The organism is Sphingomonas pokkalii (assembly GCF_003096275.1).
GTDB classification, from domain to species: Bacteria; Pseudomonadota; Alphaproteobacteria; order Sphingomonadales; family Sphingomonadaceae; genus Sphingomonas; species Sphingomonas pokkalii.
Genome location: NZ_QENQ01000001.1, coordinates 1,971,688 through 1,995,246, shown reverse-complemented (window position 1 = coordinate 1,995,246; position 23,559 = coordinate 1,971,688). Strand labels below are relative to the sequence as shown.

27 protein-coding genes and 1 tRNA gene are annotated in these 23,559 nt (G+C 66.2%); 13 read left to right on the top strand and 15 right to left on the bottom strand.

Going from position 1 to position 23,559, the window contains the following annotated elements; genetic code table 11:
* The first annotated feature begins 32 nt into the window (after positions 1 to 32).
* The 4 genes from DD559_RS19790 to DD559_RS08965 are packed head-to-tail and all read left to right on the top strand — an operon-like array spanning position 33 to position 3,849.
* Positions 33 to 170 carry a hypothetical protein gene (locus DD559_RS19790; RefSeq protein ID WP_165831063.1) on the top strand — a complete coding sequence of 46 codons (138 nt, stop codon included), beginning with the start codon at positions 33 to 35 and terminating at the stop codon, positions 168 to 170.
* Positions 151 to 1,974, top strand: coding sequence for a hypothetical protein (locus DD559_RS08975; protein WP_240610186.1), 1,824 nt, complete (start codon positions 151 to 153; stop codon positions 1,972 to 1,974). Before DD559_RS19790 ends, DD559_RS08975 begins: the two co-directional genes overlap by 20 nt.
* Positions 1,971 to 2,891, top strand: a complete 921-nt coding sequence (locus DD559_RS08970; protein ID WP_116468868.1) for a tyrosine-type recombinase/integrase — start codon at positions 1,971 to 1,973, stop codon at positions 2,889 to 2,891. The genes DD559_RS08975 and DD559_RS08970 overlap by 4 nt, the downstream gene beginning before the upstream one ends.
* A gap of 10 nt (positions 2,892 to 2,901) precedes the next feature.
* Positions 2,902 to 3,849 (top strand): acetyl-CoA carboxylase carboxyltransferase subunit alpha, encoded by a 948-nt coding sequence (locus tag DD559_RS08965; RefSeq protein ID WP_116468867.1) that lies wholly within the window; start codon positions 2,902 to 2,904, stop codon positions 3,847 to 3,849.
* A 71-nt stretch (positions 3,850 to 3,920) separates the two neighbouring features.
* Here the strand turns inward: DD559_RS08965 and DD559_RS08960 are convergent, their stop codons facing one another.
* Both DD559_RS08960 and DD559_RS08955 read right to left on the bottom strand, forming a co-directional pair.
* Positions 3,921 to 4,088 (bottom strand): Flp family type IVb pilin, encoded by a 168-nt coding sequence (locus DD559_RS08960; protein WP_116470818.1) that lies wholly within the window; start codon positions 4,086 to 4,088, stop codon positions 3,921 to 3,923.
* Positions 4,089 to 4,178: 90 nt separating this feature from the next.
* Positions 4,179 to 4,346, bottom strand: coding sequence for a Flp family type IVb pilin (locus DD559_RS08955; RefSeq protein ID WP_116470817.1), 168 nt, complete (start codon positions 4,344 to 4,346; stop codon positions 4,179 to 4,181).
* A 197-nt stretch (positions 4,347 to 4,543) separates the two neighbouring features.
* On the opposite strand from DD559_RS08955, the gene DD559_RS08950 reads away from it, so the two are divergent.
* Positions 4,544 to 4,972, top strand: coding sequence for a (deoxy)nucleoside triphosphate pyrophosphohydrolase (locus tag DD559_RS08950; RefSeq protein ID WP_276308179.1), 429 nt, complete (start codon positions 4,544 to 4,546; stop codon positions 4,970 to 4,972).
* An 81-nt stretch (positions 4,973 to 5,053) separates the two neighbouring features.
* Here the strand turns inward: DD559_RS08950 and DD559_RS08945 are convergent, their stop codons facing one another.
* A complete protein-coding gene (locus tag DD559_RS08945) occupies positions 5,054 to 5,881 on the bottom strand; it encodes a methyltransferase domain-containing protein (protein ID WP_116468866.1) in 828 nt (275 codons plus the stop codon).
* A gap of 43 nt (positions 5,882 to 5,924) precedes the next feature.
* Between DD559_RS08945 and DD559_RS08940 the strand changes: the two genes are divergently transcribed.
* From DD559_RS08940 to DD559_RS08920, 5 genes are all read left to right on the top strand, one after another.
* A complete protein-coding gene (locus tag DD559_RS08940; RefSeq protein WP_206364485.1) occupies positions 5,925 to 6,656 on the top strand; it encodes a ComF family protein in 732 nt (243 codons plus the stop codon).
* A 34-nt stretch (positions 6,657 to 6,690) separates the two neighbouring features.
* Complete coding sequence (gene grxC / locus DD559_RS08935) at positions 6,691 to 6,948, top strand: glutaredoxin 3 (protein ID WP_116468864.1); 258 nt, start codon at positions 6,691 to 6,693, stop codon at positions 6,946 to 6,948.
* Positions 6,945 to 7,769 (top strand): carbon-nitrogen hydrolase family protein, encoded by an 825-nt coding sequence (locus DD559_RS08930; protein ID WP_116468863.1) that lies wholly within the window; start codon positions 6,945 to 6,947, stop codon positions 7,767 to 7,769. The genes grxC and DD559_RS08930 overlap by 4 nt, the downstream gene beginning before the upstream one ends.
* A complete protein-coding gene (locus DD559_RS08925; RefSeq protein WP_116468862.1) occupies positions 7,766 to 8,203 on the top strand; it encodes a DUF1178 family protein in 438 nt (145 codons plus the stop codon). Before DD559_RS08930 ends, DD559_RS08925 begins: the two co-directional genes overlap by 4 nt.
* A 34-nt stretch (positions 8,204 to 8,237) precedes the next feature.
* Positions 8,238 to 8,314 (top strand) — tRNA-Arg (locus DD559_RS08920).
* 44 nt (positions 8,315 to 8,358) lie between these two features.
* On the opposite strand, the gene DD559_RS08915 is transcribed toward DD559_RS08920, so the two are convergent.
* Positions 8,359 to 9,681 (bottom strand): hypothetical protein, encoded by a 1,323-nt coding sequence (locus DD559_RS08915; RefSeq protein WP_116468861.1) that lies wholly within the window; start codon positions 9,679 to 9,681, stop codon positions 8,359 to 8,361.
* A gap of 239 nt (positions 9,682 to 9,920) precedes the next feature.
* Positions 9,921 to 10,595 (bottom strand): OmpW/AlkL family protein, encoded by a 675-nt coding sequence (locus DD559_RS08910; protein WP_116468860.1) that lies wholly within the window; start codon positions 10,593 to 10,595, stop codon positions 9,921 to 9,923.
* Positions 10,596 to 10,853: 258 nt separating this feature from the next.
* Here DD559_RS08910 and DD559_RS08905 point away from each other — a divergent pair, with 258 nt between their 5' ends.
* Together DD559_RS08905 and DD559_RS08900 are read left to right on the top strand one after the other, a co-directional pair.
* Positions 10,854 to 11,507, top strand: coding sequence for a Crp/Fnr family transcriptional regulator (locus DD559_RS08905; RefSeq protein WP_240610185.1), 654 nt, complete (start codon positions 10,854 to 10,856; stop codon positions 11,505 to 11,507).
* Positions 11,508 to 11,588: 81 nt separating this feature from the next.
* Positions 11,589 to 12,389, top strand: coding sequence for a universal stress protein (locus DD559_RS08900; RefSeq protein WP_165831061.1), 801 nt, complete (start codon positions 11,589 to 11,591; stop codon positions 12,387 to 12,389).
* Between the two features lie 100 nt (positions 12,390 to 12,489).
* Here DD559_RS08900 and DD559_RS08895 read toward each other — a convergent pair whose 3' ends face one another.
* Positions 12,490 to 12,747, bottom strand: a complete 258-nt coding sequence (locus DD559_RS08895; RefSeq protein WP_116468858.1) for an SWIB/MDM2 domain-containing protein — start codon at positions 12,745 to 12,747, stop codon at positions 12,490 to 12,492.
* Between the two features lie 435 nt (positions 12,748 to 13,182).
* Here DD559_RS08895 and leuA point away from each other — a divergent pair, with 435 nt between their 5' ends.
* On the top strand, positions 13,183 to 14,841 hold the full coding sequence (gene leuA, locus DD559_RS08890; protein ID WP_116468857.1) for a 2-isopropylmalate synthase: 1,659 nt from the start codon (positions 13,183 to 13,185) through the stop codon (positions 14,839 to 14,841).
* A 46-nt stretch (positions 14,842 to 14,887) separates the two neighbouring features.
* Here leuA and DD559_RS08885 read toward each other — a convergent pair whose 3' ends face one another.
* The 9 genes from DD559_RS08885 to DD559_RS08845 all read right to left on the bottom strand — a co-directional run bounded on the left by DD559_RS08885 (position 14,888) and on the right by DD559_RS08845 (position 23,471).
* Complete coding sequence (locus DD559_RS08885) at positions 14,888 to 16,618, bottom strand: methyl-accepting chemotaxis protein (RefSeq protein ID WP_240610184.1); 1,731 nt, start codon at positions 16,616 to 16,618, stop codon at positions 14,888 to 14,890.
* 148 nt (positions 16,619 to 16,766) lie between these two features.
* Positions 16,767 to 17,132: a dihydroneopterin aldolase gene (locus DD559_RS08880; RefSeq protein WP_116468855.1), complete on the bottom strand. Its 366-nt coding sequence runs from the start codon at positions 17,130 to 17,132 to the stop codon at positions 16,767 to 16,769.
* Complete coding sequence (locus tag DD559_RS08875) at positions 17,125 to 17,898, bottom strand: SDR family oxidoreductase (protein ID WP_116468854.1); 774 nt, start codon at positions 17,896 to 17,898, stop codon at positions 17,125 to 17,127. Before DD559_RS08875 ends, DD559_RS08880 begins: the two co-directional genes overlap by 8 nt.
* Positions 17,898 to 18,518 carry a GTP cyclohydrolase I FolE gene (gene folE, locus DD559_RS08870; protein ID WP_116468853.1) on the bottom strand — a complete coding sequence of 207 codons (621 nt, stop codon included), beginning with the start codon at positions 18,516 to 18,518 and terminating at the stop codon, positions 17,898 to 17,900. The genes DD559_RS08875 and folE overlap by 1 nt, the downstream gene beginning before the upstream one ends.
* An 80-nt stretch (positions 18,519 to 18,598) precedes the next feature.
* Positions 18,599 to 19,204 (bottom strand): TMEM175 family protein, encoded by a 606-nt coding sequence (locus DD559_RS08865; RefSeq protein ID WP_240610183.1) that lies wholly within the window; start codon positions 19,202 to 19,204, stop codon positions 18,599 to 18,601.
* A 195-nt stretch (positions 19,205 to 19,399) separates the two neighbouring features.
* On the bottom strand, positions 19,400 to 19,999 hold the full coding sequence (locus DD559_RS08860; protein ID WP_116468851.1) for a YceI family protein: 600 nt from the start codon (positions 19,997 to 19,999) through the stop codon (positions 19,400 to 19,402).
* Between the two features lie 95 nt (positions 20,000 to 20,094).
* Complete coding sequence (ilvC, locus tag DD559_RS08855; RefSeq protein ID WP_116468850.1) at positions 20,095 to 21,114, bottom strand: ketol-acid reductoisomerase; 1,020 nt, start codon at positions 21,112 to 21,114, stop codon at positions 20,095 to 20,097.
* A gap of 49 nt (positions 21,115 to 21,163) precedes the next feature.
* Positions 21,164 to 21,679: an acetolactate synthase small subunit gene (gene ilvN, locus DD559_RS08850; protein WP_116468849.1), complete on the bottom strand. Its 516-nt coding sequence runs from the start codon at positions 21,677 to 21,679 to the stop codon at positions 21,164 to 21,166.
* Positions 21,680 to 21,725: 46 nt separating this feature from the next.
* Positions 21,726 to 23,471, bottom strand: coding sequence for an acetolactate synthase 3 large subunit (locus DD559_RS08845; RefSeq protein WP_116470814.1), 1,746 nt, complete (start codon positions 23,469 to 23,471; stop codon positions 21,726 to 21,728).
* Positions 23,472 to 23,559 lie beyond the last annotated feature (88 nt).

The following is a 23,559-nucleotide window of genomic DNA, read 5'->3' as shown; positions in this document are numbered from 1 at the left end:
GTCGCCCTGACCAGAGGAACGGACTTTTTTTGATGCCGCGTTTGCTTGTCGTGTTGCTTGTCGTACTGGCGCTGCTGGTTGCGGCGATGTTTGCCTTGGCCGGGCGGAACACCGTGAAGGAGCCGGTGCGCATGGAAAAGGCCGTCGCGCTTGAAAACCTGGCCAACTAGGGTCTCGCGGCTGGCGCTGGGGGCGCTGGTGCTGGCAGGGGTCGCCGTTCCGGCGCTGAGCCAGCAGAAGCAGCAGAACGCCCCCGAATCGCTGCTGCCGCCTGGTTTCGACCAGCCTGCGTCTGCGCGGCCGCAGCCACCGGCGCCGCGCCCTGCGCCGTCTCCGGCCCCTTCGGCTGCGCCGTCGCTGGCGATGCCCGATTCGGCGGTGCCGGCCAGCGCCGACGGCGAGAAGGATGCGTTCGACCTTGGCGAAACCAATGCAGTAGCCGCTGCCGAGTTATCGGCGATCGATCTATCCCAATATGATCTGCCCAAGGCGGCGCGCCACGGGCTGAACCGTGTCGGCACCTTTGCCTGGGGCAACGCGCCATTCCCGACGAATGCGTTCGGTGACGTGCCGGGGCGGCAGCTGGTGACGCTGATGCACCGGCTCGACGCGCCGGTCGCGTCGCGCTGGGTTTCCATCGCGCTGCGCCGCGCGCTGATGTCGCCGATCACCACCCCCTATGGCGTGAACGGTGCGGACTTCGCGGCCGAGCGCGCCTGGCTGCTGCTGCGCATGGGCGAATCGGTCGCAGCGCGCGCGGTGGTCAGCTTCGTCGATGCGGACGACTATACCAACGCGCTGGACCAGGCGACGATGCAGATCGCGCTGGCGTCGAGCGATCCCGCGGCAGTGTGCCCGATCGTCGACCGCGCGGCGGCTCGTCTGCAGGACCGCGGTTGGGCGCTCGCACAGGCAATCTGCGCGGCCCTGGGCGGAAAGCCGAGCGAGGCCGAGCAGCGGCTGGAAGCGGCGCGGCGCAACACGCTGCAGAACAATATCGACAATCTGCTGGCTGCGAAGCTGGTGGGCATGGGCGCCGATTCGCGCCGGGCGGTGACGATCGACTGGATCGGTGTGGCGAAGCTGACGCCCTGGCGGTTCGGCCTGGCGACCGCTGCCGGTGTCGACGTGCCCGACAATCTGTTTGCGACCGTGGGGCCGGAGGTCCGCTATTGGCAGGCATTGTCGCCGGCGGTCGCGCCCGCGGTCCGCGTGCCTGCCGCCGAACTGGCGGCAGCGGCTGGCGTATTTTCCAACGCCGGGCTGGTCGACCTCTATTCGGAGATCGACCAGAGCAGCGACGTGCCCGATGCGCTGCAGGCGACGGCGCGCGACCTGCGCACCGCCTATACCGGCGCATCGCCTGCCGAGCGCGTGCAGGCGATGCGCAAATTGTGGGATGCCGCGGAAACACCGCGGACCCGCTATGCCCGGCTGGTGCTGACCGCCAAGGCCGCAGCCTGGGTGCCGGCGAGCAAGGATATGGCGGATGCGGATCGGCTGATCGCATCGATGCTTTCGGCGGGATATGATGCGGCGGCGCTGCAATGGCGCGCGGTGGTGGCGCCGGGAAGCGAGGGCTGGGCGCTGCTTTCGCTGGCAGGCGGAGCGGGGCCGATCGGCTATGGCGATTTCGAGCGCTATGTCGGCGCGGCCAGCCCGCGCAAGGCGGCGATGCTGATGGCAGGGCTTGCCGGGCTGGGACGGTTGGCCCCGGCCGATGCGCGCCGTGCTGCCGAGGCGACGCAGGTGCGGATCGGTGGCGTCAACCGCTGGACCGAGGCGATCGACCGCGCGGGGTTCCGCAACCAGCCCGGCATGGTCGCGCTGCTTGCGGCGACCGGGATGCAATCCCCGCGCTGGGACCAGGTGACGCCCGAGGCGCTGTTCCACATCGTGTCGGCAATGCGCGCGGCGGGGATGACCAATTATGCGCGCCTTATCGCCGTGGAGGCGGTGACGCGGGCGGCGTGAGCGATTCCGGCGGCGACCGCGCGCTGATCGAGCGCTTCCTCGAGATGCTCCGCGCCGAATCGGGAGCGGCGGCGAATACCATTGCAGCCTATGGCACCGATCTGCGGCTGGCCTCCAAAGCGCTGGAGGGGCGTTTGTGCGATGCCGGGCGGCCGGAGATCGAGCGCCTGGCCGGCGGCTGGCACGAACTGGCGCGGGCGACGGTGGCCCGCAAATCTGCGGCGCTGCGCCGGTTCTTCGCCTTCTTGGTCGACGAGGGGCACCGCGCTGACGATCCCGGCGCCGCGCTGCCGCGGCCGGGCACCGCGCGCCGGCTGCCCAAGATCCTGAGCACCGGCGACGTCGACGCGATGTTCGCCGCCATCGCCGAGCGCCAGGCGCGGGTACCGCCCGATCCGCTGGACCTGCGGCTCGCCGCGTTGATCGAGCTGCTCTACGGCTCGGGCCTGCGCGCGACCGAACTGGTGTCGCTGCCGCGCAACGCGATCCATCCCGATCGCCCCTTTCTGATCCTGAAGGGCAAGGGCGGGCGCGAGCGGCTGGTGCCGATCTCCGATCGCGCGCGTGCGGCCGTCGCGCTCTGGCGGCGCGAGGTACCGCCGGACAATATGTGGCTGTTCCCTTCGGGCAAGAAGCACCTGACTCGGGTGCGGCTCTACCAGATCGTCCGGGCGCTGGCGGCGGTTGCGGGCATACCGCCCGAACGGGTGAGCCCCCACGTCCTGCGCCACGCTTTCGCGACGCACCTGCTGGAGGGCGGGGCGGACCTGCGTGCGCTGCAGGCGATGCTGGGCCATGCCGATATCGCCACAACCGAAATCTACACCCATGTCGACAGCCGCCGGCTGGTCGAACTCGTCAACGAGAGACATCCGCTGGGGCAGGCCCTCGTTGACGCGAAGCGCGGCTCCGCGTAGCGCCACGCGCATGACGACATTCCTCGACTTCGAGAAGCCGATTGCCGAGCTCCAGGGCAAGATCGACGAGCTGCGCAGCGCTGCCCAGGGCGGCGACGTGGACATCGCCGCCGAGATCGCCCCGCTCCAGGCCAAGTCGGACAAGCTGCTGCTCGACACCTATGCCAAGCTGACGCCGTGGCAGAAGACGCAGGTCGCCCGCCATCCCGAGCGGCCGCACTTCAAGCACTATGTCGCCGGGTTGATCGAAGACTTCATGCCGCTGGGCGGCGATCGCGCCTTTGCCGATGACAATGCGATCATCGGCGGCCTCGGCCGCTTCCGCGGGCGCCGCGTGATGGTGATCGGCCATGAAAAGGGCGACGATACCGCCAGCCGGCTGAAGCACAATTTCGGCATGGGCAAGCCGGAGGGCTATCGCAAGGCGATCCGCCTGATGAAGCTGGCCGACCGGTTCGGCATCCCAGTGGTCACGCTGGTCGACACCTCCGGCGCCTTTCCCGGCGTGCAGGCCGAGGAGCGCGGCCAGGCCGAAGCGATCGCGCGTTCGACCGAGGCATGCCTCGCGCTCGGCGTGCCGCTGGTCGCATCGATCCTTGGCGAAGGCGGTTCGGGCGGCGCGGTGGCGCTGGCTGCGGGCAACCAGGTGCTGATGATGGAGCATGCGGTCTATTCGGTAATCTCGCCGGAGGGCTGCGCCTCGATCCTGTGGCGCACCGCCGACAAGGCTGCCGACGCAGCGGAGGCGATGAAGGTGACCGCGCAGCACCTGAAGGAGCTAGGCGTGATCGACCGGATCGTGGCCGAGCCGCTGGGCGGCGCGCACCGCGCGCCGGGCCAGGCGGTGCAGGCGCTGGGCGATGCGATCGAAAAGGCGCTGTCCGCGATGGACGGGATGTCACCCGAAGCGTTGCGCCAGTCGCGGCGCGCCAAGTTCCTCGCGATGGGCCGGGTATAAGATCGGGTAGGGGCGGGCGGAAACGACGTGCCGCCCCGCACGGTTCGGGACGTGCCGGAGAACCTAGGCGGTCAGGATGCCTGCATCTTGGTGCTGGCAGTGCTGAAGGTGCTGCTCAGCTGATTGCCGAGGGTTCCCATGGCAGTTACCGCCGCAACTGCGATCAGCGCCGCGACCAGGGCGTATTCGATTGCGGTGGCGCCTTTGCAATGGACTGCGAGGGCCCGAAGAATCTTCATCATCATGCGTTCCCTTCTTTAAGCGTGTCGATGGGGAGCAGGTACCGGCCTGCCGGGGCCGCGTGCAGGCCGGCCCATGGCAGTGCCGGGTTACGATGCCTTCATGTTCGAGGTGACCGTGCTGAAGGTGGACTTGAGCTGGTTGCCCAGGCTGCCCATCGCCGTCACCGCCGCGACGGCGATCAGAGCCGCGATCAGGCCATATTCGATCGCCGTCGCGCCCTTGGCGTTCTTGAGAAAGTTGCGAAACCTCTGCATACCCGACTCCATCATCGCGGAAACGTTCATTATCTCGAAGCAGCCCGTGGCTCGGGTGCGCTTTCGGAATCGTAAGAAGGATGCGTTAAGAAGGGGCTAACTGGTCCCCTGTGGGGGATACGGTGGCAGGCTCGAACGCGCCCGCAAACTCGGCCATGGGTGCCGACAGATCCCTGGCAATCGAACCGGAAACGACAATGGAACCAGTCCAGCCGAAGTCCAACATGCTCCTGGTCGTCGCCGCTGCGATGGTACGGGGCGATCAGGTGCTCGTACAGCAGCGGCCGGAGGGCACGCAGATGGCAGGCCTGTGGGAGTTTCCCGGCGGCAAGATCGAGCCTGGCGAGAGCCCGGAGTCGGCGCTGGCGCGCGAGCTTCGCGAGGAACTGGGCATCGAAGTGAATCCGGCGGCACCGGTGCCGCTGACCTTCGCCAGCGCGCCATTGGGCGGACGGCACCTGCTGTTGCTGCTGTACCGGCTGGACAGCTGGCAGGGTACGCCCGAGCCGCACCATGCCAATGCCCTGCGCTGGGCCGATATGGCGACGTTGCGAACCCTGCCGATGCCACCTGCCGACCTGCCGTTTCTGGGCGTGCTCGACGCGCTGCTCGGGCGCCAGGCGTAGCGTTACGGCAGTTTCGCGGTGATCGCCGCCCGGCCTGGGAAGGCCTGCTCGTTCGCTCGATCCGAGCCGGCGCCCGTGCCGCTACGCCTTCGGCTTCAGGGCCGCCGCAAGCGACGCAGTGGCGCTGCCGCGACGTGCCGGCTGGGGCTGCGAGGCATCGGGCGCCCAGCCGGTGAGATAGAGGATCTCGAACCGTTCCGGCGTCCGCCCGTCCGGATCGGCACGCTCGACAAAGGCGGCGGCCGTTCCGAGCAGTGTCTCGCGGCGGAGCGGCGGGGTGCCCGGCAACAGGTTGGTCGCCGCCATGCCGCGAAGATCGCGGATCAGCCCAGCCAGGCCGGTATAGCGGACGGTGAGCGTCTCCACATCCGCGACGGGCAGGCTGAAGCCGGCGCGCGTCAACAGGTCGCCGGCCGAACGGACATCGATCTGCGGATGAAAGCGCGCGACAGGGCGATCCGCTTCGGCGGCGATCAGGCAGCCCCGTAGCGTGGCAAGTGTTCCCGCGCCGAGAAAAGCGCCGAGGAACAGACCGTCTGGCTTCAGCGCGCGGCGGGCGAGGGCGAGGGCGCCGGGCACGTCGTTCACCGTATCCAGCACGCCGGCGGACACTATCAGATCGAAGCTCCCCTCCGGAAAGGGATGCATATCCTCGTCTGCATGGATCGCGCCGCTGGCGGCGGCGAAGGCAGCGCCGGCTTCGAGCCGCGTGATCTCCGCACCGGGCCAGGTGAAGCTGCCGTCACAACTGCCGAGATCGAGGATGTGGCGGAATTCCCGCTTCACGCCCTCCAGCCGTTCGTACAGCCCTTCGAGCATGTGATCGCGCAGGAAGCTCTCATAGCCGCGGGCGGCGCGGTCGCGGCGTTTCCGGCGCAGGGCGCGGTCGAAGATCTCGGAGTCGGACACGGCCGCGCTTGTGCAGCGGGACGCGGGCGGCGACAAGAGCGGCGTGGACCCGCGGACGCCCTTCACCTGGCTGATCGATCTGGCGCTGCCGCCGCGCTGCCCGGGCTGCGGCGCGCTGGTGGAGGCGGATCATCGCTTTTGCGCCGGCTGCTGGGATGGGATGCGCTTTCTGGGGCCGCCCTGGTGTGCCGCCTGCCACACGCCGTTCGCGTTCGATCGCGGCGAGGGCGCCTGTTGCGCCGATTGCCTGGCGAACCCGCCGCCGCATGACGGGGTTCGGGCGGCGGTGGCCTATGGCGATGTTGCGCGAAAGGTGGCGCTCAAGCTGAAATATGGCGGCAGGCTCGCCGCCGCCGAAACCATGGCGCGCGCGATGCTGCGCCTGATGCCCGAGGGCGCGGACCTGCTGGTGCCGGTGCCGCTGCATCGCTGGCGGCTATGGTCGCGCGGTTTCAACCAGGCGGTGCTGGTGGCGCGCGGCCTTTCCCGAAAGAGCGGCGTCGCGTTCGATAGCGGTGTGCTGCGCCGGGTAAAGGCCACGCCGATTTTGCGCGGGCTCGGCGCGCGGGCGCGGGCAAAGGCGGTTGCCGGAGCGTTCGCGCTGGCGCCGGGGGCAGGCGCCGTGCTGAAGGGAAAGACCGTCGTGCTGATCGACGATGTCCACACCAGCGGTGCCACGGGTGATGCCTGTGCCCGGCTGTTGAAGCGGGGCGGGGCGGCGCGCGTCATCCTGCTCTGCTGGGCGCGTGTGCTGCCAGGTGAGGCACCGGATTGACAAGCCGGGGCAGCGCGCACACCTCTGGGAGATCATGGCTAAAGTCGAAATCTATACCAAGGCGTTCTGCCCCTATTGCACGCGCGCCAAGCAGCTTCTGGAAAGCAAGGGCGCGGCGTTCGAGGAATATGACATCACCATGGGTGGGCCGAAGCGCGCCGAGATGCTGGAGCGCGCACCCGGCCGGACCACGGTGCCGCAGATCTTCATCGATGGGCGGCATATCGGCGGATCGGACGATCTTGCCGCGCTGGATCGCAAGGGCGGATTGGACCCGCTGTTGGGCGCATGACCCGCGCCGCGCTGCTCCAGATGACGAGCGGGATCGATCCCGCCGGCAATGCCGCGACGCTGGTGGCGGGCGTGGCGCAGGCCAAGGCCGGCGGTGCCGCGATGCTGTTCACCCCGGAAATGTCGGGCCTGCTCGACAGCAATCGTGAGCGGGCGGCCCCCCATTATGCGCGCGAAGGCGAGGATCCGGTACTGGCCGCGGTGCGCGATGCGGCGGCGAAGCACGGAATCTGGGTGCATCTGGGCAGTCTTGCGGTGCTGCGCGAGGACGGCAAGCTCGCCAATCGCGGCTTCGTGATCGACGATCGCGGCGGCATCCGCGCCCGCTACGACAAGATGCACCTGTTCGACGTCGATTTGCCCACCGGGGAAAGCTGGCGCGAATCGAACAGCTATACGGCCGGGGCCGGGCCGGTGGTGGTCGATACGCCACTGGGCGCGCTGGGCCTTGCCATCTGCTATGATCTGCGCTTCCCCGAGTTGTTCCGCACGATGAGTGATGCTGGCGCGACGATCCTGGCGGTGCCGGCCGCGTTCACCCGGCCGACCGGCGCGGCGCACTGGCACATTCTGCTGCGCGCCCGCGCGATCGAGGCCGCCGCGTTCGTGATCGCCGCTGCGCAGACCGGCTTGCACGCCGATGGCCGCGCCACCTATGGTCATAGCCTGGCGATCGGGCCCTGGGGCGAGGTGCTGCTCGATATGGGCGAGCCTGCCGGGCTGGGCTTTGCCGAGATCGATCGCGCCCGGATCGACGATGTTCGGGCGCGGGTGCCGGTGCTGCGCCATCGCCGCGCCATTCCACCGGTGGTGGCAGGATGATCGTCTTCGACCTGAAGTGCGGCGGCGGGCACGTGTTCGAAGCGTGGTTCAAGTCGAGCGCCGCCTATGAGGAGCAGCGCGATGGCGGGCTGATCGCGTGCCCGTTGTGCGGCGACAGCGCGATCGGCAAGGCGGTGATGGCGCCGGCAGTTGCCGCCAAGGGCAATCAGGTTGCCGAACGGCCGCATATCGAGGCGGACGCGGTGAAGGCCGCGCTCGCCGCCGTTGCCGCGATGCAGGCGAAGCAGCTCGAAACGTCGCAATGGGTGGGCGCCGCCTTCGCCGCCAAGGCGCGCGCGATGCATGTGGGGGACGAACCCGAAGCGCCGATCCACGGCAAGGCGACCATCGAGGAAGCCAAGGCACTGCTGGACGAGGGCGTGCCCGTGGCGCCGCTGCTGGTTCCGGTGGTTCCGCCTGAGGCTTGCAATTGATTTGCTCGCACGACGCCGGTACCAGCGGCTGCGTGGCCCGGTAGCTCAGCAGGATAGAGCAAGCGATTCCTAATCGAGAGGTCGGAGGTTCGAATCCTCTCCGGGTCACCATTTGCCGAGATGACGCAGGATGCTACCGTCGCGTGCTGTGCGCGCTATTTTTTCTGCGGGGGCGACGCGGCTACCATCGAGCCGTGCGGCGATGGCATCAGCGGCACGGGGGACCGCGCGAAATCATTGTCCTTCAAGGTGACGTGCAGCACTCGATCGGAGAATTCGACATAGCCGAAACGCTGGGTGCCGGCGCCGTCGTCCCACGCCTTGTTTCCGGTCAGCGTCACATCCTGACTGCTATAGGCGGGGGATTCGGTGAAGTTATCCTCCAGCGCGAAGCCGCCCTGGTTCAAGTGGCTATTGGCGCCGACGGGGCCCTGCTTGCCGTTGTTCCATGCCAGATTGTCGATATAGCTTGTCCCTGCAGCGAAGTTGAAGAAACCGGCGCCGCCCAGATTATAGGCGCGGTTGTTCTTCACCACGGATTGATAGCAGCTGTTCTCGAGCCCGCCCGCGGCAACGTTGTTCACGTCGAGGCCGGCAGGGCTGTCGTGCATCACATTGCCCTCGATCCGGCAGAAGCGATTGGTCGCGGTTTCGCCAGTGATCCCCTTGCCGGAGCGGAATGCGGCAAAGATCGCCGTACCGAAGCGGAACTTCGAAATATCGTTCCCCACCACCTGCGTGTAATCGCCATCGACCTGGATGCCGGTGTTGATGCAGATATTGTAGCTCACCACCGCATGCGGGATCTTGCCCGCACCGTTCACGGTGGTCAGCGCGATGCACTGGTTCTGGGTCGGCGCGGCTTCGGCAAGCGTGACATAATTATGGGTGATGGCGATATTGGTGTAGCGATGGCCACCGGCGGCTGCCGCTGCGATGACGAGCACCGGCGAGGTGGCGTTGATCGCGCGCATATTGCGGATGGTCAGGCCATCGGTGTCGCCGGAATAGGCGTGGAAGGCGAGGCCGTTGATCCGCTTGTTCGGGGTGGCGGGCGTGTTGAAATCGATGGTGAGATCAGTCACCGCCACGTCGGATTTGCTGTTCCACAGGAAAATGTCGCCGTTGAACTGGCACCCTTTTTCGAACTGGAGGGTCGTGGCGGTTTTGCCCGCACCGATCAACGATATCGCCGAGGCGGCGCGGAAGGCGCCGCAGGCCAGGCGATAGACGCCAGGCGCAAAGCGGATCTTGGGGCTGTCCGCCGCGGCGAACGCCTTGGTCATCGCCGTCAGGTTCTGCGCCGGCGTGTTGGCAGGGGAAAGGCCGAAGCGGGCGGCCGGAACGCCGTCGGCCGCGCTGGCTGCGGGGGAGGATCCTTCTATCGGCGTACCGCCGCCCGCAGGCGGCTGGCGGGGCTTGTCGTGCGCGACGGTGGAGGAGAGCAGTGCCATCAGGCATAGGACGCGCGCGGCCATGGTAGATCCCGTCCAGAAGGGCGCCGCGCCGAAGTGCGCGGGAAGCCGCCTGCGCGCATATCGCGCTCTCGCCGACGGGGAAAGGGGCGTTGCAATGGGCACCGAGGGCGGGCGGGCGGTACGCAGCTGGCGGCTGCGCGCGCGGTCGATACAATAAGGGGAGCAGCGCGCCCTAGCACGCTGCTCCCCAAGGGTATCTTCCTGCCGCGGGAGAGGGTGGCGGCGGAAGCAAGCTTTCGTCAGAAGCGGGTGCCGATGCCGAAGCCGAAGACCAGCGGATTGATGTCCACCTTGGTCTGGTTGATCGTCCCGTTGGTATCGAGACGCGCCGTGGTGCGCATGTCGATATATTTGACGTCGAGGTTCAGGAAGAACTTCTTGTTCAGATCGATGTCGATGCCGGCCTGCAGCGCATAGCCGACGCTGTCCTTCAGCGAGAGGCTGGTCTTGCCGAGCGCTTTATTCAGCGAATCGCTGGTCTTGGCCGAATAGAAGGTGGTGTAGTTGATACCCGCGCCGATATAGGGGCGCACGGCCGTCTTCGGCATGAAGTGATATTGCAGCGTCAGCGTCGGCGGCAGCACCCAGGTGTGGCCGACCTTCCCCAGGCCGGAGATCGCTTCGCGGCCCTGAATGTCGTGCCGCGTGCTCGAAACGATCAGCTCGGCGCCGATATTGTCGGTGGCCATATAGGTGAAATCGACTTCGGGCATCACCGCGTCGCCGACGCCGACCTTCCCGGTCGGGATCGCGGGCAGGATGCCGCCCGACGATTCGTTCGGCGCGACGACGATGCCGCGCAGGCGAACCAGCCAGTCGCCGGCGGCGATGCCGGTGGCGTCCTGCGCCTGGGCGCCTGCCGTCGAGGCCAGGAAGCCGGCAGCAGCCAGGCCGACAAAAAGCGAAGTACGCATCGTTCAAATCTCCTCGTGTTCGACGAGGGACCGGGTACGCCCGGCGGACCGTGGCGGGTTTGATCCGGCGCAATGTTCCGGGTAGGTAATGTTCCCAAGGGAATAGCTCCGTTCGCTTCGGACCAATACGTAACGACAGCTTCCCGCGCGCGCGTCATGCAGCGCGAGGAGGCGGATATGTACATGGAACGGAACCAGCCGGACTTTGGCGCAGCGGAATGGAGCTTGCCGACGCGATGCGCTGCTTGTGGCGTACGCATGGCATCGCTGTGCGGGGGAATCTCCGCCGCGGCGCTCGATGCCCTGAACCGGATCGGCCGCAAACGGGTGCTGCGCCGAGGCGAGGCGCTGATATGGCAAGGGGATGTGGCCGATCAGGTCGGCATCCTGCACCATGGGCTCGTCAAGCTTTCCGCCTCGCTCGAGGATGGCCGCGAGCAGATGCTGGGACTCGCATTCCCCGCGGATTTTGTCGGCGCGATCGCCGATCGGCCATCCAGCCATTGCGTCACGGCGCTCACGGACACGGAACTCTGCGTCTTTCCGCGCAGCGCCTTGCCGGGGATCGTCGAAGCGCATCCCGACATCGGCCAGGCGCTGCTCAGCCGGGCCTATGACGAACTCGATCACATGCGCCGCTGGATGCTGCTGCTCGGCCGAAAATCGGCAGAGGAGCGCGTCGCCAGCCTGTTGTTGCAGTTCGCCGCACGGGGCGGCTGCATGGCTGGTGCGGCGGTGCCCTTGCCGCTGACCCGGCAGCAGATGGCCGAACTGCTGGGGCTGACCATCGAAACGGTCAGCCGCAAGCTGACGGCGATGAAGCGCGACGGGGTGATCGCACTGCCCGACCTGCGCAGCTTCGTGATCCAGGATCGTGCCGCGCTTTCGACGATTGCGGCGGAGTATCCGTAACTAACCGCATGTTGCACGCTGATGGTTAAGAATAACCTTCCGAATATCCGAAAGTAAAAATCGGAATATATGGAGGCGACCATGAAGAATGTTCTCGTTCTGATGCATGATGACGCCGGTCAGGAAGCGCGGTTCCAGGCTGCCGTAGACCTTACCCGCGGGCTGGACGGGCATTTACGTTGCATCGATGTGGCGATGGTGCCTGCCTATATGGGCGATTATGCCGATTTCGGCGTATCGGCGACGCTGCTGGCGGACGAGCAGACCCGCGAAACGGCGAACCGCGCGCGCATGGAAGCGCGGTTGAAGGTGGAAGACCTGCCATATGAATGGATCGACCAGACCGGATCGCCGCACGAATGCGTGCGGGATGCCAGCGCGCTGGCGGATCTTGTGGTGCTGAACCGCGAACTGGATAGCAGCGCCTATCCCGATATGCGCGAACTGGTGGGCGATGCCGTCATCAAGACCGGCAAGCCGATCGTTGCCGTGCCGCAATCGGCAAAGGGGTTCGACCTGTATGGCCACGCCGTCGTCGCATGGGATGGCTCGCGCGTGGCCGAAGCGGCGCTGCAGGCGGCGATCCCGCTCGTCAAGCACGCCGGTACCGTGACCGTTCTGGTGGTGGACGAAGGCGCGCTGCGCGTGCCCGCCTCGGCGGCGGCCGAATATCTATCCCGGCACGGAATGCGGCCGGAGGTTCGAATCGTGCCGATGGGCCGGAATGTCGGCGATACGATCCTGGAAGTGCTGGCCGCGCTGAAGGCCTCGTATCTGGTGATGGGCGGCTTTGGCCATAGCCGCTTTCTGGAAGCGGCGTTTGGCGGCGTCACGCGGCGGATGCTCGCGCACTGCCCGGTGCCGCTGGTGCTAGCGCATTGACGGCAATCTGCACCTGATACCCAAAACAAATGGGGCGGGCATCACCGGATGCCCGCCCCATTTTTTCAGTATTGCATCGGTCGCTGTGGCGACGAAGGCCTTACTTGACGTGCTTGGCGAGGTGCTTGTTCATTTCGAACATGGTCGCCTTGTCGCCACCGAAGATCGGCTTCAGCGTGTCGTCTGCCAGGATCTCGCGCTTGTTGGCCGGATTCTGCAGGTTGTGCTTCTTGATATATTCCCAAACCTTGCTGACGATCTCGCTGCGCGGCAGATCGGCAGTACCGACGATCTTCGCCAGTTCGGGCGAAGGGGTAACCGGCTTGGCAATGCCACCGCGTGCTTTGGTCTCGGCCATGATGTCTTACTCCTGTTCGTGCCCCTTTTCGGGGCTATTGCTTCGTCAGCGCCTCGGGATCGATGAGGCATCCTCCCCTGGTCGCGCGCAACGATGTACTGCGGTTCGTGCGGTTATGCACGTCCCTCCACCCCCTTTGATCGCGGGAAGGGCATTCTGTCCAGCCGGGACATGACAGGAAGGCGATGAGTTGCGTTTTTGTGGCGGTGCGGTGGTGCATCGAAGCAACACTCATGCGGCCGACCGTCTGGACAAATGGCGTAAATTGCGGCACGAAGCGCACCATGAAGATGCTGGCGCCCATCGATCTGCGACTTATCCGCCCTTAGGGGCCGATCTCGCACCTGCGCGTCTCCCCTAAGGGCAAACCGGACTTCCCGAACGCATCTCGGCTGCGCTAGGCGCGGCCTGACCTTATTGAGAGAGACACGCCCCATGTTGCGCGACCCGAGCGTAAAATATCGTCCCTTCCCGCAGGTGGACCTGCCCGACCGGCAATGGCCCAGCCGGACGATCACCAAGGCACCGCGCTGGCTTTCCACCGATATGCGCGACGGCAACCAGGCGCTGATCGATCCGATGGACGGCGAGAAGAAGACCCGCTTCTTCGAATTGCTGCTCAAGGTTGGCGTGAAGGAGATCGAGGTTGGTTTCCCCAGCGCCGGCGCCACCGAGTTCGACTTCATCTCCGGCCTGGTGCGCGAGGACAAGGTGCCGGATGACGTGATCATCCAGGTGCTCACCCAGTCGCGCCGCGACCTGATCGAGACCAGCTTCCAGTCGCTGAAAGGCGCCAAGCAGGCGATCGTCCATCTCTACAATGCGGTATCGCCCGCTTGGCGCCGCATCGTGTTCAACATGAGCCGCGACGAAGTGCGCCAGATCGCCATCGAGGGCGCCAAGGTGCTGCGTGACGAGGCCGCCAAGCAGCCCGATACCGACTGGCATTTCGAATATAGCCCGGAGACCTTCTCCACCGCCGAACTCGATTTCTCGGTCGAGGTCTGCGAGGCGGTGATGGACATCCTGCGCCCGACGCCGGAGCGCCCACTGATCCTCAACCTGCCGGCAACGGTGGAGGCGGCGACGCCCAACGTCTATGCCGACCAGATCGAATGGTTCTGCCGCAACATCCGTAACCGCGACAGCGTCGTCATCAGCCTGCATACGCATAACGACCGCGGCACCGGCGTCGCAGCGTCCGAACTCGGCCTGCTGGCGGGTGCCGATCGCGTCGAAGGCTGCCTGTTCGGCAATGGCGAGCGCACCGGCAATGTCGATCTCGTGACGCTGGCGCTCAACATGTACACGCAAGGGCTGAACCCCGGCCTCGATTTCTCGAACATCGACGAGGTGATCCAGACGGTGGAGTATTGCAACCAGCTCCCCGTCCATCCGCGGCATCCCTATGCCGGCGACCTGGTGTTCACCGCCTTTTCGGGCAGCCACCAGGATGCGATCAAGAAGGGCTTCGCTTCGCAGGCGGCGCGCAACGATCAGCTGTGGGACGTGCCCTATCTGCCGATCGACCCCAAGGATCTCGGCCGCGATTACGAAGCGGTGATCCGCGTCAACTCGCAATCGGGCAAGGGCGGTGTCGCCTGGGTGCTCGAGCAGGACAAGGGCCTCAAGCTGCCCAAGCGGATGCAGGCCGAGTTCTCCAAGCACGTCCAGGGGCTCGCCGACGAAACCAGCCGCGAACTCAACGCTGCCGATATCTGGGCGCTGTTCGAACGCGTCTATCTGCCGGGCGAGAAGGATCGGATCGCGCTGGTCGATTATGAGGAAAGCGGGAGCGCGGGCAGCCGCGTCTTTGTCGGCCGTATTTCCATCGATGGCGACAGCCGCTCGATTTCGGGGCGCGGCAACGGGCTGATTTCGGGGGTTGTCGATGCGCTGGCGGGCTCGACCGGGCCGCGGCTCGACGTGGTCGATTATAGCGAACACGCCATCGGCGGCGGCGCGGACGCCCAGGCGGCAGCCTATGTCGAATGCCGGACCGAGGATGGGCGTACCGTTTTCGGCGTCGGCATCGATGCCGATATCGCCACCGCCTCGGTGCGCGCGGTGCTGAGCGCCGCCAACCGGGCCTGAACCCGACGCGGCCCCTGCCATTTCCCGGCAGGGGCCGCGCACTGCCTTAGTGAACGGTAGAAAGTTCGCGTTCGGCGGTCGCGGCGGCGGCGGCGCGGGCGCTGGCAGCACGATCGAAGCGGAAGGCCGCGGCGCGCTGGGCGAGCGCGCTGACTTCGCCGGAGAGGTTGCGGATCGCCGCCGAGGTTTCCTCGACCATCGCCGCATTCTGCTGCGTCACCAGATCCATCGCCTTCATCGCCGTCGCGACCTGCGTCACCGCGGCCGACTGGGCGTGATTGTCGTGATCGATCGCGGCGATCAGATCGTGCACCGCTTCCACATCGCCCGAAATCGTATCTAGCGCGGTATCGGTATCGTGTACCGCGTCGGCGGCCTGGATGATGTCTGCCTGGGTTTCGCTCAGCATGTCGCGGGCCTGCTTGGCCTGATCCTCGGCACGCAGCGCGAGTGCGGCGACGAGATCGGCAACGACCATGAAGCCGCGGCCCGCTTCGCCGGCGCGGCCGGCCTCGACCGCGGCATTCATCGCGAGCACGCGAGTCTGGAAGGCGATCTTGTCCAGCCCTTCGATCACGCCATCGATGTTCCGGGCGCTGCCGCTGGCGCGGTCCATCGCCTGCACCGCGCGGGCGGTGGTGCCGCGGCCATCACGAAGGGCCGTGGTGGCCTCGCCGGCACGCTTCACCGTATTGTCTGCGGCGATCATCGTGGCGCGCAGGCGCTCTTCGATCTTCTCGAGCGCCTGGGTCGCCTGGGCGAGGTTGGCTGCGCTCTTTTCGGTGCGGTGCGCCAGGTCTTCGGAGCCATGGGCAATTTCGCTGGACGACGTGCGGATGTTCTCCGCGCTTTCGCTGACCAGCTGCACACGCGCGCGCAGCGATGCGATGGCTTCGTTGATGTTCTGCCGCAGCACTTCATATTCGGCCGGGAAGCAGCGATCGATGGTGCGGCTCAGATCGCCCTCGCGCAGCGCCAGCAGGCCGTTGCCGAGCACTTCGGTAACGTCGCGCTGTTCGGCGAGCTTGCGGGCATCGGCGTCGCTCTGCGCGGCGGCAGCGGCGCGATAATGCTCCAGGCCGCAGGCGATGCGGCCCATTTCGTCGACACGGTCCTGATAGGGGATCGTCGCCACTTCGCCCCGCGCCAGCCGATCGGTGAGCGCGGACAGGGTGCCGACGGGTTCGAGCACGCGGCGATACATGGTGATGTAGAAATGCGCCGCCTGTCCGGCCACGATCAGCCCGAGCACCACGACGATCCCGATCGCGAGATAGAATTCGGAAGTGCCGCTGGATTCGATCGTTGCCTGCTCGGCGCGGGTCATCGCTACCAGCTTGTCGATGGCGGCGCGATGGTCGGCATAGCGCTGGGCCAGCTTCGCATAGCTCGCATCGATCGCGGCGCGATCGCCCTTGCGCACGGCGGGCAGGAAGTCCTGATCTAGCTCCTGCCAGAATGCCTGTGCGGCGGGGTGTGCCTGCCGCAGCAGCTGGGCGCGAAGCGCGTCGTTGATCGGCGCGGTCTGCCAATATCGATTGCGTTCGTTGTAGAGCTTCTCGAGCGCCTTCAGCTGTTCCTCACGCGTGCCCAGGGTCTCCGGGTTGCGGGCGATCAGCGTCGCTTCCAGAAAGGGCTCGATGATATATTCGGGCGGCGGAAGGATGTCGGCGATCAGGTCCGCATTGACCTGCTGGTGCAACTGCACCTCGCCGCCCATGCGGATACGATCCAGCCGCCAGGCGGCGAGCATTCCCCCCGCGAGCAGGATGGCCATCATAGCCAGCGCGCTATTTCGAACGAAACTTGCAATCGACATCCACGATCCTCTGGTGGCAGGCGCACGGCTCCCCTCGCCGGTCGTTTGATACAGGCCTTGCTAGATTATAGCGGGGCTGGCCGTACCGTGGCGGTACGAATCGCGATTATTGCAGTCTAGTCGTACGATTACGGATAATTTCGCAGCCGACACGAGCGTCGGGGTAGACATCCTGCTTGGCGGAGCGGACGCGCACTTCCACGACGCGGGGGTCGCGGAGCGCCAGCGCGGCCACCTGTTCGCACAACACTTCCTGCAACTCGAAATGGCGGGAGCGAGCGAGGGTGTGGATGCCCTCGCGAAGGAAGTCGTAATCGACCACTGCGTCGATCCGGTCTTCGGGCGCGGCGGGATAGCGGCAGGTCATCGCCACGTCGATCCGCACCCGTTGCGGCGCGGCGCGTTCGTGCGGGTGGATACCGAGCCCCATGGTGACTTCGAGCGCTTCGAGATGGATCACATAGTCAGGCATCGGGGCGGTGCTCGCGTCCTTCGAACATCACATCGCTGTCGCGCGTGACGAAATGCTGTCCACAATCGACATAGATGTTCTGCCCGGTGATGCTGCGCCCTTCGAGCAGATGCACGATCGTGGTGGCGATGTCGCCGGGATCGACGGCACGGCGCAGCAGGTTCTGTGTGCCGGTGCGGGCGAATTCCTCTTCGGTCTGGTCGAGGCTGGGGAGGGTGAGTCCGGGCGACACCGCGTTGACCCGTACCCGTGGCGCCAGCTTCTGGGCGAGCATATGTGTCGCGCCCTGCAGCGCCAGTTTCGAGCAGGTGTAGCTGAAGAAATCGGGGTTCAGATTGCCGACCTTCTGATCGAGCAGGTTCACCACGGCCCCCTCCGCAAGATCCGCTTGGCCGGCGAGGGCCATGGCGAGTCCCACGGGCGCGGCGAGGTTCACATGCATGTGGCGGTCGAGCAGCGCGTAATCGGTGATCGGGGCCTGATCATAGGCGAACAGCGACGCGTTGTTGACCACCGCGTCGAGCGGGCCGCCGAAGGCGCTGCGGCAGGCATCGACCAGCGCGGCAGGGACGGCGGGATCGGCAAGCTCGCCGGAGACGACCGCGATCGTCGCGCCGGTTCCGCGGAGATCAGCGGCGAACCTTTCTGCTTCGTCGGGCGAGTGATGGTGATGGATCGCCACCGACCAGCCGCGTGCGGCCAGGACCCGGCTGATTGCCGCGCCGATCCGCCGCGCGCCACCGGTGACCAGCACTCGCCCCGGCATCAATAACCCATCAGCTTGAGCACTTCGGCCCGGCTGCGTTCGTCGTCGCGGAACACGCCCATCATCCGGCTGGTGACCATGCCGACCCCGGGGGTGCGCACGCCGCGCGCGGTCATGCAGCCATGCTGGGCCTCGATCACCACGGCGACCCCTTGCGGGTGGAGATTGTTCCAGATGCAGTCGGCCACTTCCGCCGTGAGCCGTTCCTGCACCTGCAGGCGTCGGGCGAAGGCATGGAGGACGCGGGCGAGTTTCGAAATGCCGACAACATGATTCCTGGGCAGATAGGCGATCGATGCCTTGCCGGTAATCGGTGCCATGTGGTGCTCGCAATGTGACTGGAAGGGAATGTCCTTCAAGAGCACGATCTCGTCATAGCCGCCGACTTCCTCGAACACGCGCGACAGATGGTGCGACGGATCCTCGCCATAGCCGGCGCAATATTCCTTCCAGGCGCGGGCGACGCGCTGCGGCGTATCCAGCAGCCCTTCGCGATCGGGATCGTCGCCGGTCCAGCGGATCAGCGTGCGGATCGCTTCCGCAACGTGCTCGGGCACGGGAATCTTCGGCGCGGGGGCGACGATGTCACCGTCTTCAGGGCCATCGTGATGATCGTGCATGGTCGGTCTGTCCTTTCGCCGCCCGGTGGCGGATCGGACTGCAGAAACAGCAAAGTGGCGAGCGGCGCAAGCCGCAGGGATCAGCGTTCGAACAGGCGATCGAGCGGGCCGTCGGCGAGGCACCAGAGCAAGGCGACCAGGGCGGCGCAGCCCAGGCCCGCCGCCGGGGAGACGATCGCGACCGCGAGGCCACCGAGGTAGAGCAGGCAGGCGACGGTCCCCTTGCGCAGCGTGCGACGATGATAGGCCTGCGCGGTGGCCCCTTGCGCGCCGGTGCGACGGATCACGCGTTGCAGCCAGTTATAGGCGAAGCTGGGGAGCAACATCACCAGCATGTAGAGCAGGGTGGCTTCGCGGCTGAAATGCTGTTCGCCGAGCGTGGCGGTGGCGAAGGGCACCAGCGAGAGCGCGAACAGCAGCACGATGTTCGACCAGAGCAGCGCGTTGCCGGCGCGGGTGGCGAACTGGAACAGCCGGTGGTGGTTCACCCAGTAGATCGCGACATAGGCATAGCTGAGGGCATAGGCGAGGAAGGTCGGCCACTGCGCCGCCAGCGCGCCGAGGCCCGCTGCCTCCGGTGCGTGCAGTTCCAGCACCATGATGGTGACGATGATGGCGATCACGCCATCCGAAAATGCCTCGACTCGCTTTGCGCCGTCACGGCCTTCCTGATCCAGCATGTCCATCCTCCCGCCTGCGTCCGTGCTGGCGCAGGCAGGAGGCGGAGACAACTAGACCAAGGGTTTAGTTGGTAGAGATGGGCTGCTCCCAGACGCGTCACCCCGGCGAAAGCCGGGGTCCATTGGCCTGCCGTGTCCGGATCGAGCCGCGGCCGCGTGGCGAATGGGTCCCGGCTTCCGCCGGGATGACGGGCGTGCGGATTACTTCGCCGAGAAGGCGGCGTTGATGTGCAGCTTCACTTCGTCCGAGACGAAGGGCACATATTTGTCCATGCCGAAGTCGCTGCGCTTGATCGTGCTGGTCGCCTCGAAGCCGAAGTTCAGCTTCTTCATCATCGGGTTGGTGCCGGCGCCGACCAGCGTGGTGTCGAGCGTGACCGGCTTGGTGACCCCGTGGAGGGTCAGGTCGCCGGTGACCTGCGCCTTGGTGCCGCTGACGACGACCTTGGTCGAGACGAAGCGGATCGTCGGATACTTGGCGGAATCGAAGAAGTCCGGCGAGGCGAGGTGCTTGTCGAGCGCCGCGACGGTGGTGACGATGCCGCTGGTCGGGATGGTGATGTCCAGCTTGGCGTCGTTCGGGTTGGCCGGGTCGATCGTCAGCGAGCCGGTGGTGCCGCCCACCTGGCCGGTGAACTGGCTGAAGCCGAAGTGATTGACGGTGAAGTCGACCTGGGTGTGGCCGGTATCGACGACATAGGTACCGGCGGGAACGCGCGACGCGTCGGCCTGGCCGGGCAGTTCCTGGGCGAAAGCGACCGGAGCGGTCGCGAAAAGAGCGAGAGCGATAAGAGCGCGCATGACAAATCCCCTTGGGTGGTTGCGTCATGCCCGTATGCGGCCGCCGGCCGCGCAAAGCTAGTGCGCAGCCGGCAACCGAGTGTTTCCGCTTGTGATCAGTTCTTCGATTGATCGACCAGCTTGTTCGCGCCGATCCACGGCATCATCGCGCGCAGCTCGCTGCCGACCTGCTCGATCTGGTGGCGCTTGGCGGCGATGCGGCTGGCCTTCAGCTCGGGCTGGCCGGCGCGGTTGTCGAGCACGAAGTCCTTGACGAAGCGGCCCGACTGGATGTCCGCCAGCACGCGCTTCATTTCCTTCTTGGTCTCTTCGGTGATGATGCGCGGGCCGGTCTTGATGTCGCCATATTCGGCGGTGTTCGAGATCGAGTAGCGCATGTTGGCGATGCCGCCTTCATACATCAGGTCGACGATCAGCTTGAGTTCGTGCAGGCACTCGAAATAGGCCATTTCGGGGGCATAGCCCGCCTCGACCAGCGTCTCGAAGCCGGCCTGGACCAGCGCGGTCGCGCCGCCGCACAGCACGGCCTGCTCGCCGAACAGATCGGTCTCGCACTCTTCGCGGAAGTTGGTCTCGATGATGCCCGAGCGGCCGCCGCCGACGCCCGACGCATAGGCCAGCGCCACGTCATGCGCGTTGCCCGACGCGTCCTGGTGGATCGCGATCAGGCAGGGGACGCCGCCGCCGCGGACATATTCGCTGCGCACGGTGTGGCCCGGGCCCTTGGGCGCGATCATGATCACGTCGATGTCCGCCGGCGGCTCGATCAGGCCGAAATGCACGTTGAGGCCGTGCGCGAAGGCGAGCGCCGAACCCGGCTTCATGTTACCCTTGAGATCGGCCTCCCAGATCGCGGCCTGGTGCTCGTCGGGCGCGAGGATCATCAGGATGTCGGCCCAGGCGGCCGCTTCCTTGTTCGGCAGCACCTTGAAGCCCGCCGCTTCCGCCTTGGCGGCCGAAGCGGAACCCGGGCGCAGCGCGATCGCGACGTCCTTCACGCCCGAATCGCGCAGGTTCTGCGCGTGCGCATGGCCCTGGCTGCCATAGCCGAGGATGGCGATCTTCTTGTCGGTGATCAGGTTCAGATCGGCGTCGCGATCGTAATAGACACGCATGGTGGTATTCTTCCCTTTCAAATAGCGGTGCGCGGATGCGCGGTAAAATTCAGGCTGCTTCGCGACCGCGCGAGATCGCGACGATGCCGGTGCGGGCGACTTCGACCAGCCCCACTTCGCGCATCAGCTCGACGAACTTGTCGATCTTGTCGATCGTGCCGGTCACCTCGAACACGAAGCTGGAGATGGTGGCATCGACCACCCGCGCGCGATAGACTTCGGCGAGGCGCAGTGCCTCGATCCGATGATCGCCGGTGCCGGCGACCTTCACCAGCGCCAGCTCGCGCTCGACATGCTCGCCCTTGGTGGTGAGATCGACCACCTTGTGGACCGGCACCAGCCGCTCGAGCTGGGCGATGATCTGTTCCATCACCGCTGCCGAGGCGAAGGTGACGATGGTGATCCGGCTGATCAGATCGTCGTCGCTGATCTCCGACACGGTGAGCGACGAGATATTGTAGCCGCGCGCGGTGAACAGGCCCGCGATCCGCGCGAGGATGCCGGGCTCGTTATCGACGATGACCGCCAGCGTGTGGCGCTCGATGGCTTCTTCCTTGATGTGCATTTCTACCCCTTCGATCCTGCCCGCACGGGGAGGATCCAAAATCCGGTCAAACCAGCGCCTTGGCCTCGTCGTCCATCTCGCCGGAGACTTCGCTCGCCTGGAGCAGCATCTCGGTATGCGCCGCGCCGCTCGGGATCATCGGGAAGCAATTGGCCAGCTTCGCGACGCGGCAATCGACCAGCACCGGGCCGTCATGGTCCAGCATCGCCTGGATGCCGTCCTCCAGCTGCCCGCGATTCTCGATGCGGATGCCCTTCCAGCCATAGGCCTCGGCCAGCTTCACGAAGTCGGGCAGTGCATCCGAATAGCTTTCCGAGTAGCGCGACTGGTAAGTCAGCTCCTGCCACTGCCGGACCATGCCCATATATTCGTTGTTGAGGATGAAGATCTTCACCGGCAGCCGATATTGCGTAGCGGTCGCAAGTTCCTGGATGTTCATCTGGATCGAAGCTTCGCCGGCGATATCAATGACAAGCGCGTCGGGATTGCCCAGCTGCGCGCCGATCGCCGCCGGCAGGCCATAGCCCATCGTGCCCAGGCCGCCGCTGGTCAGCCACTTGTTCGGCGCTTCGAAGCCGAAATGCTGGGCTGCCCACATCTGGTGCTGGCCCACTTCGGTGGTGATGATCGGGGCGCGATGCTTGGTCGCCTGATAGAGCGCACGGATCGCCCGCTGCGGCATGATCGTCTCGCCGCCTTCCGGGAAGTCCAGGCAGCGGCGGGCGCGCCAGCCCTGGATGCGGCTCCACCATTCGGCGAGATCGGGCTTGGGATGGCCGCGCGACTTCCAGCTCTCGACCATCGCGTCGAGCGCGCGGGCGCAATCGGCGATGATCGGCAGGTCGACGCGGACATTCTTGTTAACGCTCGAACGGTCGATATCGATGTGCACCTTGCGGCTGTTCGGCGCGAAGGCATCCAGCCGGCCGGTGACGCGATCGTCGAAGCGCGCGCCGACCGCGATGATCAGGTCCGCCTGGTTCATCGCCAGATTGGCTTCATAGGTGCCGTGCATGCCCAGCATGCCAAGCCACTGCTCCGACGAGGCGGGCAGGGCGCCCAGGCCCATCAGCGTAGAGGTGACCGGCGCGCCGGTGAGCGCCGCCAATTCGCGCAGCAGCCGCGTGGCTTCCGGCCCCGAATTGATGACGCCGCCGCCGGTATAGAAGACGGGACGTTCCGCCGCCGCGAGCATGTCGACCGCTTCCTGGATCTTCGCCGCGTCGGGCTCGACCTGCGGGCGATAGGTCTTGTGCTGGATCGGACCCGGCGTTTCGTACCGCGCGGTGGCGACCTGCACGTCCTTGGGAATGTCGATCACGACAGGGCCCGGACGGCCCGAGGTGGCGATGTGGAACGCCTCATGGACCGTCGCGCCGAGCAGTTCCGGCCGCTTCACCAGGTAATTATGCTTGGTGCAGTGGCGGGTGATGCCGACCGTGTCCGCCTCCTGGAACGCATCGGTGCCGATCAGCGTCGTCGGCACCTGCCCGGTGATGACGACCATCGGGATCGAATCGAGCAGCGCATCGGTGATGCCGGTGATCGCGTTGGTCGCGCCCGGACCCGAGGTGACCAGGACGACGCCCGGCTTGCCGGTCGAGCGGGCATAGCCTTCGGCGGCGTGCGTCGCAGCCTGTTCGTGGCGAACCAGGATGTGCTTGATCCGGTCCTGCTTGAACAGGGCGTCGTAGATCGGGAGCACGGCACCGCCGGGATAGCCGAACACGACTTCCACCCCGAGGTCGGTCAAAGCCTCGATCAGGATGTCTGCGCCGCTCTTCTCGGTCACCTTTGCCTCCACGCGTTCGAAAAATGGGGTACAGTGCGGGAGCAACCCGCCGGAGATGCGCTGCTAGCTGCACGAATATGATAGGTCA

Coding starts and splice junctions, on each gene's coding strand:
- DD559_RS19790 (WP_165831063.1), top strand. CDS start 33: ATGCCGCGTTTGCTTGTCGTGTTGCTTGTCGTACTGGCGCTGCTGGTT.
- DD559_RS08965 (WP_116468867.1), top strand. CDS start 2,902: ATGACGACATTCCTCGACTTCGAGAAGCCGATTGCCGAGCTCCAGGGC.
- DD559_RS08960 (WP_116470818.1), bottom strand. CDS start 4,088: ATGAAGATTCTTCGGGCCCTCGCAGTCCATTGCAAAGGCGCCACCGCA.
- DD559_RS08955 (WP_116470817.1), bottom strand. CDS start 4,346: ATGCAGAGGTTTCGCAACTTTCTCAAGAACGCCAAGGGCGCGACGGCG.
- DD559_RS08950 (WP_276308179.1), top strand. CDS start 4,544: ATGGAACCAGTCCAGCCGAAGTCCAACATGCTCCTGGTCGTCGCCGCT.
- grxC (WP_116468864.1), top strand. CDS start 6,691: ATGGCTAAAGTCGAAATCTATACCAAGGCGTTCTGCCCCTATTGCACG.
- DD559_RS08930 (WP_116468863.1), top strand. CDS start 6,945: ATGACCCGCGCCGCGCTGCTCCAGATGACGAGCGGGATCGATCCCGCC.
- DD559_RS08925 (WP_116468862.1), top strand. CDS start 7,766: ATGATCGTCTTCGACCTGAAGTGCGGCGGCGGGCACGTGTTCGAAGCG.
- DD559_RS08915 (WP_116468861.1), bottom strand. CDS start 9,681: ATGGCCGCGCGCGTCCTATGCCTGATGGCACTGCTCTCCTCCACCGTC.
- DD559_RS08910 (WP_116468860.1), bottom strand. CDS start 10,595: ATGCGTACTTCGCTTTTTGTCGGCCTGGCTGCTGCCGGCTTCCTGGCC.
- DD559_RS08905 (WP_240610185.1), top strand. CDS start 10,854: ATGGCATCGCTGTGCGGGGGAATCTCCGCCGCGGCGCTCGATGCCCTG.
- DD559_RS08900 (WP_165831061.1), top strand. CDS start 11,589: ATGAAGAATGTTCTCGTTCTGATGCATGATGACGCCGGTCAGGAAGCG.
- DD559_RS08895 (WP_116468858.1), bottom strand. CDS start 12,747: ATGGCCGAGACCAAAGCACGCGGTGGCATTGCCAAGCCGGTTACCCCT.
- leuA (WP_116468857.1), top strand. CDS start 13,183: ATGTTGCGCGACCCGAGCGTAAAATATCGTCCCTTCCCGCAGGTGGAC.
- DD559_RS08885 (WP_240610184.1), bottom strand. CDS start 16,618: ATGGCCATCCTGCTCGCGGGGGGAATGCTCGCCGCCTGGCGGCTGGAT.
- DD559_RS08880 (WP_116468855.1), bottom strand. CDS start 17,132: ATGCCTGACTATGTGATCCATCTCGAAGCGCTCGAAGTCACCATGGGG.
- DD559_RS08875 (WP_116468854.1), bottom strand. CDS start 17,898: ATGCCGGGGCGAGTGCTGGTCACCGGTGGCGCGCGGCGGATCGGCGCG.
- folE (WP_116468853.1), bottom strand. CDS start 18,518: ATGCACGATCATCACGATGGCCCTGAAGACGGTGACATCGTCGCCCCC.
- DD559_RS08865 (WP_240610183.1), bottom strand. CDS start 19,204: ATGGACATGCTGGATCAGGAAGGCCGTGACGGCGCAAAGCGAGTCGAG.
- DD559_RS08860 (WP_116468851.1), bottom strand. CDS start 19,999: ATGCGCGCTCTTATCGCTCTCGCTCTTTTCGCGACCGCTCCGGTCGCT.
- ilvC (WP_116468850.1), bottom strand. CDS start 21,114: ATGCGTGTCTATTACGATCGCGACGCCGATCTGAACCTGATCACCGAC.
- ilvN (WP_116468849.1), bottom strand. CDS start 21,679: ATGCACATCAAGGAAGAAGCCATCGAGCGCCACACGCTGGCGGTCATC.